This window comes from Burkholderia sp. L-4 (genome assembly GCF_056856535.1).
This window is the reverse complement of record NZ_JBXEOX010000003.1, coordinates 458,074-470,714: the sequence shown is the minus strand read 5'-3', so window position 1 is coordinate 470,714 and position 12,641 is coordinate 458,074. Positions and strand designations below refer to the sequence as shown.

At 69.9% G+C, this 12,641-nt stretch carries 13 protein-coding genes; 7 read left to right on the top strand and 6 right to left on the bottom strand.

Annotation, left to right across the window (positions count from 1 at the left end; genetic code table 11):
* The 3 genes from AC1VVG_RS32640 to AC1VVG_RS32630 all read left to right on the top strand — a co-directional run bounded on the left by AC1VVG_RS32640 (position 1) and on the right by AC1VVG_RS32630 (position 3,030).
* The gene (locus tag AC1VVG_RS32640; RefSeq protein WP_482837488.1) at positions 1 to 1,125 is read left to right on the top strand and encodes an ABC transporter permease; all 1,125 of its coding nucleotides are present in this window, start codon (positions 1 to 3) and stop codon (positions 1,123 to 1,125) included.
* Positions 1,126 to 1,281: 156 nt separating this feature from the next.
* Positions 1,282 to 1,467 carry a DUF2964 family protein gene (locus tag AC1VVG_RS32635; RefSeq protein ID WP_059560974.1) on the top strand — a complete coding sequence of 62 codons (186 nt, stop codon included), beginning with the start codon at positions 1,282 to 1,284 and terminating at the stop codon, positions 1,465 to 1,467.
* A gap of 159 nt (positions 1,468 to 1,626) precedes the next feature.
* The gene (locus AC1VVG_RS32630; RefSeq protein WP_343726820.1) at positions 1,627 to 3,030 is read left to right on the top strand and encodes an MBL fold metallo-hydrolase RNA specificity domain-containing protein; all 1,404 of its coding nucleotides are present in this window, start codon (positions 1,627 to 1,629) and stop codon (positions 3,028 to 3,030) included.
* Positions 3,031 to 3,120: 90 nt separating this feature from the next.
* Here AC1VVG_RS32630 and AC1VVG_RS32625 read toward each other — a convergent pair whose 3' ends face one another.
* Genes AC1VVG_RS32625 through AC1VVG_RS32605 form a run of 5 tightly spaced genes read right to left on the bottom strand, consistent with a single transcriptional unit; the run spans position 3,121 to position 8,281 of the window.
* On the bottom strand, positions 3,121 to 4,161 hold the full coding sequence (locus AC1VVG_RS32625; protein ID WP_482837487.1) for a zinc-dependent alcohol dehydrogenase family protein: 1,041 nt from the start codon (positions 4,159 to 4,161) through the stop codon (positions 3,121 to 3,123).
* Positions 4,158 to 5,201, bottom strand: coding sequence for a bifunctional enoyl-CoA hydratase/phosphate acetyltransferase (locus AC1VVG_RS32620; RefSeq protein ID WP_482837486.1), 1,044 nt, complete (start codon positions 5,199 to 5,201; stop codon positions 4,158 to 4,160). The genes AC1VVG_RS32625 and AC1VVG_RS32620 overlap by 4 nt, the downstream gene beginning before the upstream one ends.
* Positions 5,198 to 7,018, bottom strand: a complete 1,821-nt coding sequence (locus tag AC1VVG_RS32615; RefSeq protein ID WP_482837485.1) for a PHA/PHB synthase family protein — start codon at positions 7,016 to 7,018, stop codon at positions 5,198 to 5,200. The genes AC1VVG_RS32620 and AC1VVG_RS32615 overlap by 4 nt, the downstream gene beginning before the upstream one ends.
* Positions 7,015 to 7,761, bottom strand: a complete 747-nt coding sequence (locus AC1VVG_RS32610) for a beta-ketoacyl-ACP reductase (RefSeq protein WP_034192122.1) — start codon at positions 7,759 to 7,761, stop codon at positions 7,015 to 7,017. The genes AC1VVG_RS32615 and AC1VVG_RS32610 overlap by 4 nt, the downstream gene beginning before the upstream one ends.
* Positions 7,751 to 8,281: a hypothetical protein gene (locus tag AC1VVG_RS32605; RefSeq protein ID WP_034192121.1), complete on the bottom strand. Its 531-nt coding sequence runs from the start codon at positions 8,279 to 8,281 to the stop codon at positions 7,751 to 7,753. The genes AC1VVG_RS32610 and AC1VVG_RS32605 overlap by 11 nt, the downstream gene beginning before the upstream one ends.
* A 190-nt stretch (positions 8,282 to 8,471) precedes the next feature.
* Between AC1VVG_RS32605 and AC1VVG_RS32600 the strand changes: the two genes are divergently transcribed.
* The 4 genes from AC1VVG_RS32600 to AC1VVG_RS32585 all read left to right on the top strand — a co-directional run bounded on the left by AC1VVG_RS32600 (position 8,472) and on the right by AC1VVG_RS32585 (position 11,926).
* Positions 8,472 to 9,311 (top strand): universal stress protein, encoded by an 840-nt coding sequence (locus AC1VVG_RS32600; RefSeq protein ID WP_034192120.1) that lies wholly within the window; start codon positions 8,472 to 8,474, stop codon positions 9,309 to 9,311.
* Between the two features lie 9 nt (positions 9,312 to 9,320).
* A complete protein-coding gene (locus AC1VVG_RS32595; protein ID WP_069706186.1) occupies positions 9,321 to 10,523 on the top strand; it encodes an acetate/propionate family kinase in 1,203 nt (400 codons plus the stop codon).
* Positions 10,524 to 10,592: 69 nt separating this feature from the next.
* Positions 10,593 to 11,096: a universal stress protein gene (locus tag AC1VVG_RS32590; protein ID WP_175028192.1), complete on the top strand. Its 504-nt coding sequence runs from the start codon at positions 10,593 to 10,595 to the stop codon at positions 11,094 to 11,096.
* On the top strand, positions 11,093 to 11,926 hold the full coding sequence (locus AC1VVG_RS32585) for a universal stress protein (RefSeq protein WP_482837484.1): 834 nt from the start codon (positions 11,093 to 11,095) through the stop codon (positions 11,924 to 11,926). The genes AC1VVG_RS32590 and AC1VVG_RS32585 overlap by 4 nt, the downstream gene beginning before the upstream one ends.
* 46 nt (positions 11,927 to 11,972) lie before the next feature.
* Here AC1VVG_RS32585 and AC1VVG_RS32580 read toward each other — a convergent pair whose 3' ends face one another.
* A complete protein-coding gene (locus AC1VVG_RS32580) occupies positions 11,973 to 12,443 on the bottom strand; it encodes a universal stress protein (protein ID WP_059560960.1) in 471 nt (156 codons plus the stop codon).
* Positions 12,444 to 12,641 lie beyond the last annotated feature (198 nt).

Genomic DNA, 12,641 nt, shown 5'->3' with positions numbered 1-12,641 from the left:
ATGTCACGCCTGCTCGTCATCTACCGGCTCGGCATCAAGGAACTGTGGAGCCTCGCCCGCGACCCGATCCTGCTCGCGCTGATCGTCTACACGTTCAGCGCATCGATCTACGTCGCCGCCACCGCCCGCCCGGAAACGCTGCACAAGGTGCCAATCGCGATCGTCGACGAGGACGCGTCGCCGCTGTCGGCGCGCATCGCGGCCGCGTTCTTCCCGCCGCAGTTCGCGCCGCCGCCGATCGTCGGCGCCGGCGCGGCCGACCGCGGTCTCGACAACGGCGACTACACGTTCTCGCTCGACATTCCGCCGGACTTCCAGCGCGACGTGCTGTCCGGCCGCCGCGCGACGATCCAGCTCAACGTCGATGCGACCCGCATGACGCAGGCGTTCACCGGCGGCAGTTACGTCCAGCAGATCGTGGCGGGCGAGATCGATGCGTTCGTGCGCCGCCATCGCGGCACGTCCTTGCCGCCCGTCGATCTCGCGATGCGGATGCGCTTCAACCCGAATCTCGACGAAGTCTGGTTCGGCGCGCTGATGGAGCTGATCAACAACGTGACGATGCTGTCGATGATCCTCACCGGGGCCGCGCTGATTCGCGAGCGCGAGCACGGCACGATCGAGCATCTGCTCGTCATGCCGGTCACCGCGGCCGAAATCATGCTCGCGAAGGTCTGGTCGATGGGGCTCGTCGTCACGGTGGCGGCCGTCGCTTCGCTGACGTTCGTCGTGGGCGGCGCGCTGCACGTGCCGATTCCCGGGTCCGTGCCGCTGTTCGTGGCCGGGATGGCGCTGCATCTGTTCGCGACGACGTCGATGGGGATCTTCCTCGCGACGCTCGTGCGCAGCATGCCGCAGTTCGGCATGCTGCTCGTGCTGGTGCTGCTGCCGCTGCAACTGCTGTCGGGCGGACTGACGCCCCGCGAGAGCATGCCGCCCGTCGTGCAGGACATCATGCTGGCCGCGCCGACCACCCATTTCGTCGAACTCGCGCAGCGCATCCTGTATCGCGGTGCCGGGCTTGATGCGGTGTGGGCCCAGTTCGCGGCGCTGTTCGCGATCGGCTGCGTGCTGTTCCTGCTGTCGTTGACGTGGTTCCGCAAGACGATCGGCCAGATGGCGTGATCGGGGCATCGCCCCCGTGACGCCGAGATTCGTCCGTTGATACAGATCAAGCGGGCGGGCGCGCGGCACGCGATCATGGGGCCATGTGTTGCGCAATCCGCGGCCGCTGCGTCGACGGCAACGCCGTCCGCGGCGGCCGCCTCCCGGGAGAACGTCATGATGGGTCTGCCATACCGAAGCGCGCTCGCGACGCTCTGCGTGTTCGTCGCGCTCGCGTCGCTGCTGGGCGTCGTGCACGCGATGCTGATCGACTCGCGGGTCGTTCCGTACGCGGCCGTCGCGCTGGTTGCCGGCATCGTCGCGTTCGTCGCGCAGCTGGATCCCGCGTCGTCCGGGCGCTAGCGGCACGGCCGGGCGCGCGGGATTCGCGATCATGAACGGCATCCTCCGGCTCGCCCGGCCGGCACGCGGATCCCGCCATCCCTGATTTCGATCAACCGCCGCGCGCGCGTTCGGGATGTAATCGACCTACTGTTCCGTCGACTCGCGGTGAGGCAATCCATGAAACTGACTTTTCTCGGTGCGACCGAAACGGTGACCGGCTCGAAGTATCTGGTCGAGCACGGCAGCCGGCGCGTGCTGGTCGATTGCGGCCTGTTCCAGGGGACGAAGAACCTGCGGCTGCGCAACTGGCGGCCGCTGCCGCTCGCGGCCGACACGCTGGACGCGGTCGTGCTCACGCACGCGCACCTCGATCACACCGGCTATCTGCCGGTGCTCGCGCGCGAAGGGTATCGCGGGCCGGTCTACTGCACGGCGGCCACCGCCGAACTCTGCGACATCATGCTGCGCGACAGCGCGCGGCTGCAGGAGGAGGAAGCCGACTTCGCGAACCGGCACGGTTACTCGAAGCATCATCCGGCGCAACCGCTCTACACGCTGGACGACGCGCAGCGCGCGCTGCGCCTGCTGAAGCCCGTCGCCTTCGACGAATGCACGGCGCTGGGCGGCAGCGTGTCGTTCCGCCTGCTGCCGGCCGGGCACATCCTCGGCGCGGCGAGCGTCGTGATGCACTGGGATCACAAGGTGCTCGCGTTCTCGGGCGACCTCGGCCGGTACCACGACCCGATCATGCAACCGCCGCGCCCGCCCGCGCACGCGGACTACCTGGTCGTCGAGTCGACGTACGGCGACCGGCTGCACCCGGCGTCGGACCCCGAGAATGAACTGGCCGCGCTGTTCGACAAGACCTTCTCGCGCGGCGGGGTCGTCGTGATGCCCTGCTTCACCGTCGGCCGCGCGCAGGAAATCCTGCACTACATCGCGCGGCTCAAGGCGTCCGGCCGCATGGCGCGCGTCCCGGTGTTCCTCGACAGCCCGATGGCGACCGACGTGACCGAGCTCTATCGCCACCATATCCTCGAACACCGGCTGACCGTTTCCGACGCGAACGCCCTCGGCCACGCGGCCACGATGATCCGCTCGGTCGACCAGTCGAAAGCGATCGCCGAACACCACGGCCCGATGGTCATCATCGCCGGCAGCGGGATGGCGACGGGCGGGCGCGTGCTGCACCACCTGACCCGCTACGCGCCCGATGCGCGCAACACGATCGCGCTGGTCGGCTACCAGGCGGCCGGCACGCGCGGCGCGGCGCTCGCCGCGCACGAGCCGACGCTGAAGATTCACGGCGAATACGTCCGCGTGCGCGCGCAGGTCGAGTCGATCACGACGCTGTCGGCCCACGCCGATTACGAAGAGATTCTGAACTGGCTCGGCACGATGCAGGGCGCGCCCGTGCGGACGTTCGTCACGCATGGCGAACCCGCTGCCGCGGATGCGATGCGCCGGCGCATCTCGGAACGCCTGCATTGGCCGTGCGAGGTGCCGACCTACGAGCAGTGCGTCGATCTCGACGAAGCCGAATCGCGCGGCACGCAGGAACCGGCCGCGCTGTCGTCCTGACCGCCGGCGAAGCGCCGGCAAGACGCCTGCCGCGCGTGACGGGACGCGCCGCCGCCGCGGTTCCCGCCACACGCGGCCCCGGGCCGGCACTCAGCCGATCTCGATGATGACCTTCAACGCGCGGGTTTGCGCGGCGCGCCCGAACGTGTCGTACGCGCTTTCCACGTCGTCGAGCGAAAACCGGTGCGTGATCAGGCGCGCCGGATCGAGGCGTCCGGCCCCCACGGTCTTCAGCAGCATCGGCGTGCTGACGGTGTCGACGAGCCGCGTCGTGATCGAGATGTTGCGATCCCACAGCTTCTCGAGGTGCAGGTCGGCCTTGACGCCATGGACGCCGACGTTCGCGACCACCCCGCCGGGCGCCACCAGCGACGTGCACATCTCGAACGTCGCCGGAATGCCGACCGCCTCGATCGCGCAATCCACGCCCACGCCGTCGGTCAGCTTCATCACGCCCGCTACCGGGTCGCCGTCGCGGCCGTCGAGGCAGTCGGTCGCGCCGAAGCGCCGCGCGACGTCGAGCCGATGGCTGTCCGGGTCGATCATGATGATCCGCGCGGGGGAATAGAACTGCGCGGTCAGCAACGCGGCCAGCCCGATCGGCCCGGCCCCGACGATCGCGACCGAGCAGCCCGGCTGCACCTTGCCGTTCAGCACGCCGCATTCGAAGCCGGTCGGCAGGATGTCGGACAGCATCACGAGCGCGTCCTCGTCCGCGCCGGCCGGAATCCGGTACAGGCTGGTCGCCGCATGCGGGATGCGCACGTACTCGGCCTGCGTGCCGTCGATCCGGTTGCCGAGGATCCAGCCGCCGGTCGTGCAATGCGAATACAGGCCGCGGCGGCAGTATTCGCAGCGGCCGCACGACGAGATGCATGAAATCAGCACGTGGTCGCCCGGCTTCGGCGAATCGACCGCCGCGCCGACCTGCTCGACGATGCCCACGCCTTCATGGCCGAGAATGCGGCCCGGTTCGCAGCTCGGCACGTCTCCCTTGAGGATGTGCAGATCGGTGCCACAGATCGTCGTGCGCGTCACGCGGACGATCGCGTCGGTCGGCGACTGCAGTTCCGGCCGGGGCCGCTGTTCGAGCGCCTTGCGCCCGGGCCCGTGATACACGAGTGCTTTCATCGCGATTCCTCCATCGAAAGGGGGGCCTGTTCAGGCATCGGGGCGGCGTCGTGCCGGACTTGCGCCAGCAACACCGCGAGCGCGCAGGAGGCGAGCCGGACGGCGACGCCGTCGGCGCGGCTCGTCAGCACGATCGGCACGCGCGCGCCCACGACGACGCCCGCGTTCGCGGCGCCGCCCAGGTATTCGAGCTGTTTCGCGAGCATGTTGCCCGCTTCGATATCGGGCACGACGAGGATATCGGCACGGCCGGCAACCGGCGAGTCGATCCCCTTCTCGCGCGCGGCGCGCTGCGATATCGCGTTGTCGAACGCGAGCGGGCCGTCGACGATCGCCCCCGTGATCTGCCCGCGCTCCGCCATCTTCGCGAGCGCGGCCGCGTCCAGCGTCGAACGCATCGCCGGATTGACGGTCTCGACCGCGCACAACACGGCCACGCGCGGGCGCGCGACACCGAGCGCATGCGCGACGTCGACGGCGTTCTGCGTGATCGCCGCCTTCTGCGCGAGATCCGGTGCGATGTTCACCGCCGCGTCCGTCAGGATGAACGGCCGCGAATACGCGGGCGCGTCGATCAGGAAACAATGGGACATGCGCTTGTCCGTGCGCAGGCCCGATTCCGCGGCCACGACGGCCTCCACCAGCTCGTCCGTATGCAGGCTGCCCTTCATCAGCGCGCCGGCGCGGCCTGCCGCCGCGAGTTGCACCGCGCGGGCCGCCGCCGCATGGCTGTGCGGCACGTCCTCGATCGGCCATTTCGCCAGATCGACGCCCGCCTCCGCCGCCACGCGCGACACCTTCGCGCGCGGCGCGACGATCAGCGGTTCGATCGATGCGCCCAGCGGCGACGCGGCGAGGGCGGCGAGCGCGACGAGGCTGGCCGTGTCGCACGGATGCACGACGGCCACCGTCAGCGGCGGCGCATGGCACGCACGCGCGATCAGGTCGGGCGGCGCGCCGTCCGCGCGCGGCAACAGGCCGGGCAGGCACGCGTCGGCGGGCGCTTCCGGAGGCAGGTTCATCTTCGGGTTCAGGTTCATGTCTCGAGCACGTAACTGCCGGGCGCGGCGCCGAAGCCGGCGGCCGGCACCCGTGCCGGCACGTCGCCCGACGAATGCGCATGCAACCAGTCGCGCCAGCACGTCCACCACGAGCCGTCGACCGCGGGCGTTGCGCTCGCGAAATCGTGCCGGCTGCGGTATGGCGCGCCGGGCTCGCGCGTCGCGCAGCGATAGTGGCGTCCCGGATGGCCGGGTTCGGACACGATCCCGGCATTGTGGCCGCCGGAGGTCAGCACGAACGTCAGCGCGTGGTGCGTGAGCAGATGGAGTTTGTAGACGGAATGCCAGGGCGACACGTGATCGCGCTCGGTCCCGACCGCGAACGTCGGCACGTCGATATCCGACAGCGCGACAGGCCGCCCGTCGACGCAGTAGCGGCCGGCCGCGAGATCGTTGTCGAGGAAAAGCCGCGTCAGGTATTCGGTATGCATCCGGTACGGCATGCGCGTGGTGTCCTCGTTCCACGACATCAGGTCGTTCGGCTTGGTGCGCGTGCCGAGCAGGTATTCGCTCATCATGCGCGACCAGATCAGGTCGCGCGCGTTCAGCAGCTGGAACGCGGCGGACATTTGCGCGCCGTCGAGGTAACCCTGCCGCCACATCAGCGCATCGAGCGCGGACAGTTCGCTGGCATCGATGAAGAGGCCAAGCTCGCCGGGCTCGCTGAAATCGGTCTGGGCGGCCAGCAACGTGATGGAGCGCAATACCTCGTGTTGCCGCCCGTCGCGCGCGAGCGCCGCCGCGCCGATTGCCAGCAGCGTGCCGCCGAGGCAATAGCCGACCGCGTGAACGGCCTCGGCGCAGATCGAGCGGGCGGCGTCGAGCGCCGCCATGCACCCGTCGCGCAGGTAATCGTCGAGCCCGAGCTCGCGCGCTTCCGCGCCCGGATTGCGCCACGATACGGCAAACACCGTGTAGCCGGCGTCGACCAGGAAGCGAATCAGCGAATCGTGCGGCTGCAGGTCGAGGATGTAGTACTTCATGATCCACGACGGCACGATCAGGATCGGCTCGCGTGCGACGTCGGCCGTCGTCGGGTCGTATTGCAGCAGCTCGCACAGCGCGTTGCGCCAGACCACGCGGCCCGGCGTGATCGCCACGTCGCGCCCCGGCAGATAGGTGCGTGTGTCGCGCGCCCGCGTGCCGCGCGTGCGTTCGAGCAGCGCGTGCGCGTCGTCCAGCCAGTGCCGCAGCCCTGCCGCGAGATTCGCGCCGCCGCTGCGCATCGTCGCGTCGAGCACGACCGGGTTGGTCGCGAGGAAATTGCCCGGCGAGCATGCGTCGAGCCACTGCCGCGCGGCGAATCCGACCAGTGCCTCATGGTGCCGTTCGACGCCCGGCACGCCGCGCGTCGCGTCGCGCCACCAGCGCTGGATCGACAGGAAGCCGTCGCGGTACGCGCAAAACGGCCAGCCGGCCCATGCGGGCGCGACGAAGCGCGGATCGGCCTGCCCGGCGTGCACCGCCAGGCCGCTCGTGTCGGCGGCGTCGGCCTCGTCGTCGCCCGGGTTTGCCGCCGGTGCGGCGGCGGCCAGCCACGCCTGCGTCGCAAGCCCGAAGCATTTTCCCGGCGACACGGCCAGATGCGCGCCCCAGTCGAGCACGGCCAGCGCGAGCGACACGGGCGACAGCCCGAAGGTCATCGCGGCCACGTTCGCATGCGCGGCGCGGTTCCATTGGTCGGCGGGCGACGGCCGGGCCGGCATGCATTCGGCCGGGTTCGACGCCGGTGCGTGCGTACCCGTTGGCCGTTTCGGCTCGTGCTCGACCGGCATGCGCGTGACGGATGCTTTCATCGCATGTGCATGCCGCCGTTGACGTCGAATTCCGCGCCGGTCGCGAAAGCCCCCGCATCGGAACACAGGAAGGCGACGAGCTCGGCGATCTCGTCCGGATTGCCCAGGCGGCCGACCGGAATCTGCGGCAGGATCTTGGTGTCGAGCACTTCCTTCGGCACCGTCGCGAGCATCGCGGTCGCCAGATAGCCGGGGGCAACCGTGTTGACCGTCACGCCGTGGCGCGCGAGTTCGAGCGCCAGCGCCTTCGTGAAGCCATGGATGCCGGCCTTCGCCGCCGCGTAGTTCGCCTGCCCGTACGCACCGCGCGAGCCGTTCACCGAGCCGATGTTGACGATCCGCCCGAAGCCGGCCTCGATCATGCCCGGCACGAACGGCTTGGTCATGTTGAACATGCCGTCGAGGTTGGTGCGCAGTACCGCGTCCCACATGCTCTTGGTCATCTTCACGAAGGTCGCGTCGTGCGTGACCCCCGCGTTGTTGACGAGCACGTCGACGCGCCCGAACTCGGCCAGCACGCGCGCCGCGCAGTGCTGGCACGAATCGTAGTCGGAGACGTCGACTTCGAAAGCGTGGAACGTCCTGCCCGCGTCGCGTTCCTGCGCGAGCCACGTCGCGACGTGGTCGTTGCGCTCCGTATGCGACACCGCCACCGTCATGCCCGCGTCGTGCAGGCGCCGGCCGATCGCCGCGCCGAGCCCGCCCATTCCGCCCGTGACGAACGCGACACGATCAGCGCACATGATCGTTCTCCCGGGCGTCGGTCACGCCGTTCAGACGGCGACGGGCAACCGGCGCCTCGTCGTTCGCGTCCTCGAGCCCGCGTTCCAGTGCCGTCATCCATTCGGCCCACGGCATGCTGGCTTCGTTGACCGCGGCCAGTCGTCCCAGATCGGGCAGCCAGTCGGTCTGATAACGCGACAACGCACCCGCGCCGTATTCGCGCAACCAGTTGCGCCACGCGCCGGCGTTCTCGAACTGCGCACGCATGCCCAGCTCGACGGCGTCCTGCCAGATCGCGACGCTCGCGATCGCGTAGTCGCGCATCACCTGCCGGGTCGCCTCGCCGAACGCCGTCCATTCTTGCGTTTCAGCCAACGCCTGCTGCAGGTGGCCCACCGCGGCGCGGTCCCGCTCGATACGCCGCCCGGCCAGCGCATGCCATTCATGCTGCCAGTCGCGGTTCAGCGCGGCCATGCGCAGCGCGAGATCGCAGCCCGCGCGGCAAACGTCGTTCGGTGTCGTCCAAGCGTACGTACTCATCGGCTTCCCTCTTTCGATCCGGTCAATGGGTTGGCATCGCGCCACATGCCGCCTGCCCGGGATCGGCATCGCGACCGCTTCACTGTGCGGGCATCGCGCGCGGGAGCCGTTGATCTGAGTCAAGTACGCGGAAACCCTGCTTCGTAGACTGGATTGCACTGGCGGTTCCCCCGTCGATGGAGCGATTCCGATGAGCTACAAAAGCATGCTCGTGCACCTCGATACGAGCGCCCGCGCGCATTCGCGCCTCGAGTGCGCGTTGCGTCTCGCCCGGCGCTTCGGTGCGCATCTCACCGGGCTGTTCGCGGTCTACACGCCCGAGCCCTACTCGTTCTACGTGATGGCCGGCTCCGCCGACTATTTCCACGCGCACCGCGAACAACGCGACGAGCGGCTCGCCGCGCTGGAACGCCTGTTCCATGCGGAGACCGCCCGGGCAAAAGTACCGGCCACCTGGGTTCGCGCGGACGAGCGCGCGAACGTGGCCGTGCCGCGCGCCGCCCGTCTCGCCGATCTGGTGATTGCCGGCCAGAGCGACCCGAACGACCCCGAGACCTATATCGACGACCAGTTTCCGGAGAACCTCGTGTTGTCCGCCGGCCGCCCGGTGCTGTTCTGGCCGTACACCGGCGAATTTCCGTCGATCGGCGAACGGGTTTTCGTCGCATGGGACGGCAGCCGCGAAGCCGTTCGCGCCGCGCACGACGCACTGCCCTTTCTGGAGCATGCGAAGCGCACGACGGTCGCCGCCGTGGTCGACGGCAACTCGGAAGCGGCGACCACGCGCATTCCGGCCGCCGATGCCGCGCTGATGCTGGCCCGCCATGCACGCGACGTGAACGTGCTCGACATCGATGCCGGCGCCGGCTCGGCGGTCGGCGACACCTTGCTGTCGCGCGCGTATGAAACCGGGTCCGACCTGCTCGTGATGGGCGCCTACGGCCATTCGCGCTGGCGCGAGCTGGTGATGGGCGGCGCCACGCGCACGGTGCTGGCGTCGATGACGCTGCCGGTGCTGATGTCGCACTGAGGGCGGCCGATGCGTACGCTCGCCCTGCTCGTCGTCAATGCCGGCTCGTCGAGCGTGAAGTTCGCGGTCTTCGCGTACCCGCCGCACGGCGCCCCCGCGCGGCGGCCGCTGCACGAGGGCGAAGCGGTCGCGGCCGGCCACCGCGTATCGATCCGCTTCGACGCCGAGCCCGACGGTTCGCTGCCGCTCGGCACGCGGGAAGACCCCTACCGCGCGGTGCTCGCGCGGATCGCGACGTGGATCCGCACGAAATTGCCGCATGTCGCGCTGGGCGCGATCGCGCATCGCGTCGTGCACGGCGGCGCGCGATACCTGGAGCCGGTGCTCGTCGACGACGACGTGCTGGACGCGCTGCGCACGCTGACGCCGCTGGCGCCGTTGCATCAGCCGCACAGCCTGGATGCGATCGACGCGCTGCGCGACGCGTTTCCGGACGTCCCGCAGATCGCCGTGTTCGACACGGCGTTTCATCGCACGCTGCCGCGCACCGAGCAGCTGCTGCCGCTGCCGCACGCGTGGTTCGACCAGGGCGTGCGCCGCTACGGATTCCATGGACTGTCGTACGAATACCTGTCCGTCGCGCTCGACGAGTCGTTCGGCGCGCGTGCGCACGGCCGCGTGATCGCCGCCCATCTCGGCAGCGGCGCGAGCCTGTGCGCGCTGCGCGACTGCCGCAGCGTCGCGACGACGATGGGCTTCTCCGCGCTCGACGGATTGATGATGAGCACCCGCTGCGGAACGCTCGACCCCGGCGTCGTCCTGCACCTGCTCGAGGCCGGCAAGCTGTCCGGCGACGCGCTGGGACACCTGCTGTATCACGAGTCGGGGCTCAAGGGCGTGTCGGGGGCCTCCGGCGACCCGCGCGTGCTGCTCGCGCGCGAGGCGGCCGGCGACGCGCCGGCCCGCGACGCGCTGGCGCTGTACGTCCATCGCATCGTGCGCGAGGCGGGTGCGCTGACCGCCCTGCTCGGCGGCCTCGACATGCTCGTCTTCACGGCCGGCATCGGCGAGCACTCGGCGGTGTTGCGCGAGCGGATCTGCGCGGCGCTCGGCTGGCTCGGCGTCGCGCTCGACGCGCGCGCGAATGCCGCCGACGCGCATGTCGTGTCGTCCGCGGCGAGCGCGGTCACGGTGGTCGTCGAGCCGACCAACGAGGCCTGGATCGCGGCGCGCGCGGCGGTGCGCGTGCTGCGCGGCAACCGGGACGCTTGATCCAGATCAGCGCGACCGGCGTGCACGCGCCGATGATGAGTGCATCGACATCCGTTCAAGGGAACTGCCATGTACTCGAACATTCTGGTTGCGCTCGACGGCAGCGACACGTCGTCCCGTGCACTCGACGCCGCGCTGACGCTCGCGTCGGAAACGGGTGCCCGGCTGACACCCGTCTACGTCGTCGATTTCCTGGTGCCGGCCTACGACATGTACGGATACGATCCGTCGATCCTGGTCGATGCATTCCGTGAAGAGGGGCTGCGCGTCACCGAGGACGCGGCGCGACGCATGAAAGCACGCGGCGTGGCCGGCACGCCGCAGATCTCCAACGTCGCGCCCGCGGGCGAAACCGTCCCGCACCGGATCGTCGGTCTCGCCGGGGAGATCGAGGCCGACCTGATCGTGATGGGCACGCACGGCCGTCACGGCTTTCAGCGCCTCTTCCTCGGCAGCGTGGCCGAGCGCGTGCTGCGTCAAGCCACCTGCCCGGTCCTGATGATTCCGGCGAGCTGCCCGTCGGAGCACCCCGCCGAATCCCCCGCCGCCTCAACCGAAAAGGTACCGTCATGAGCTACAAGACCCTGCTCGTTCACCTCGACGACAGCGAGCGTTGTGCGACGCGAGTCGACCTCGCGCTCGAACTCGCGGGACGCTGGAACGCGCATTTGATCGGCCTCTACGTGGTCTGCCAGGATCTCCTCGAGCCGTTGCGCCGGCCCGACGAGCCGCTCAAGCTTGCCGTCTACGAGCGCCTGTGCGACCAGCGGCGCAAGGAGGCGGAAGAACGGTTCCTGACCGCCGCCGAGCGCGCGGGACGCAGCGTCGAATGGCAGGCGCCGGCCGGCGACCCGATTGCCGCCACGATCCTGCATGCTCGTCACGCGGATCTGCTGGTGCTCGGCCAGGAAGATCCCGACGACCGCATGACCTACGTGGCGCGCCGTTTCGTCGAGGATGTCGTGATGGGCAGCGGCCGTCCGGCGCTCGTCGTGCCGTATGCGGGCGACGTGCGCACGCTCGGCGAGAACGTGCTGGTCGGCTGGGACGGCGGGCGGGAAGCCGCGCGCGTGATGGCCGACGCGCTGCCGCTGCTCGCCCGCGCACGCTTCGTCAACGTCGAGACGGTTGTCCGCGGCCGGCCCGATCCGGACAAGACGCCCGCCGGCGTCGACGTCGCCGCGTATCTCGAACGGCACGGCGTGCGCGCATCGTTCTCGACGACGCCGCGCGATCGGTCGGTCGGCGTGGGCGCGACGCTGCTGAACCGGGTGACCGACCTGCATGCGGATCTGCTCGTCATGGGCCTGTACAGCCATACCCGCGCCCACGAGCGCGTGCTGGGCGGCGCGACCCGCACGATCCTCGAAACGATGACGGTGCCGGTCCTGCTGTCCCACTGAGCCGGCGCGAACGGGCAGCCACTCGCGGCTGCCCGCTTCCTTCCCCTCACAACACGCCGGCGCACGCGTCCGGCCCCTCCCGTACGACCAGCACCGGCCGGTCCGCGATGCGCACCAGCGACTCGGCGACACTGCCGAGCAACGCGCGGCGCACGCCGCGCCGGCCATGCGTGCCCATCACGATCAGGTCCGCCTCGCATTCGGCCGCGGCGCGCGCCAGCACGTCCGATATGTCTTCTCCGCACGCGTCGATGGTTTGCGCGATGCCGCGCACCCCCGAGAGCCGGAACGCCGTTTCGGCGTCCGAGACCGCTGTCGCGGCCCGGTCCGCGTCCAGCCCGGCCGGATCGCGCTGATCGATATAGCCGCTGTCGACGTCGGCGAGCCGCGGCGCATCCGACACCACGCACATGGCGATGACCAGACTGCCCGACTCGCGGGCGAGCGAGATCGCCTCGTCGAGCGCGAGCCGCGCGCCACGGCTGCCGTCGAGTGCCGCAAAGATCCTGTGATACATGACGCCTCCCAGTTGTCGTCCGGGTTCGACCGGTTCATGAAGCCAGTCTGATCCCGGCAGGCGCCGGTCCGTTGACACGGGTCAAGCACGCGCGGCGTCGCCCCCTTGCGCATCGGTCCCGATTGGCGAATGCCGACAAAACGCGCACAATTCAGGGCGATATCGTGGTTGCGGCCCGCTCCGCCCTCCGTGCCCGGC

Excerpts from the sequence above, each read along its gene's own strand:
- AC1VVG_RS32640 (WP_482837488.1), top strand. The coding sequence starts at position 1 with ATGTCACGCCTGCTCGTCATCTACCGGCTCGGCATCAAGGAACTGTGG.
- AC1VVG_RS32635 (WP_059560974.1), top strand. The coding sequence starts at position 1,282 with ATGATGGGTCTGCCATACCGAAGCGCGCTCGCGACGCTCTGCGTGTTC.
- AC1VVG_RS32630 (WP_343726820.1), top strand. The coding sequence starts at position 1,627 with ATGAAACTGACTTTTCTCGGTGCGACCGAAACGGTGACCGGCTCGAAG.
- AC1VVG_RS32625 (WP_482837487.1), bottom strand. The coding sequence starts at position 4,161 with ATGAAAGCACTCGTGTATCACGGGCCCGGGCGCAAGGCGCTCGAACAG.
- AC1VVG_RS32620 (WP_482837486.1), bottom strand. The coding sequence starts at position 5,201 with ATGAACCTGAACCCGAAGATGAACCTGCCTCCGGAAGCGCCCGCCGAC.
- AC1VVG_RS32615 (WP_482837485.1), bottom strand. The coding sequence starts at position 7,018 with ATGAAAGCATCCGTCACGCGCATGCCGGTCGAGCACGAGCCGAAACGG.
- AC1VVG_RS32610 (WP_034192122.1), bottom strand. The coding sequence starts at position 7,761 with ATGTGCGCTGATCGTGTCGCGTTCGTCACGGGCGGAATGGGCGGGCTC.
- AC1VVG_RS32605 (WP_034192121.1), bottom strand. The coding sequence starts at position 8,281 with ATGAGTACGTACGCTTGGACGACACCGAACGACGTTTGCCGCGCGGGC.
- AC1VVG_RS32600 (WP_034192120.1), top strand. The coding sequence starts at position 8,472 with ATGAGCTACAAAAGCATGCTCGTGCACCTCGATACGAGCGCCCGCGCG.
- AC1VVG_RS32595 (WP_069706186.1), top strand. The coding sequence starts at position 9,321 with ATGCGTACGCTCGCCCTGCTCGTCGTCAATGCCGGCTCGTCGAGCGTG.
- AC1VVG_RS32590 (WP_175028192.1), top strand. The coding sequence starts at position 10,593 with ATGTACTCGAACATTCTGGTTGCGCTCGACGGCAGCGACACGTCGTCC.
- AC1VVG_RS32585 (WP_482837484.1), top strand. The coding sequence starts at position 11,093 with ATGAGCTACAAGACCCTGCTCGTTCACCTCGACGACAGCGAGCGTTGT.
- AC1VVG_RS32580 (WP_059560960.1), bottom strand. The coding sequence starts at position 12,443 with ATGTATCACAGGATCTTTGCGGCACTCGACGGCAGCCGTGGCGCGCGG.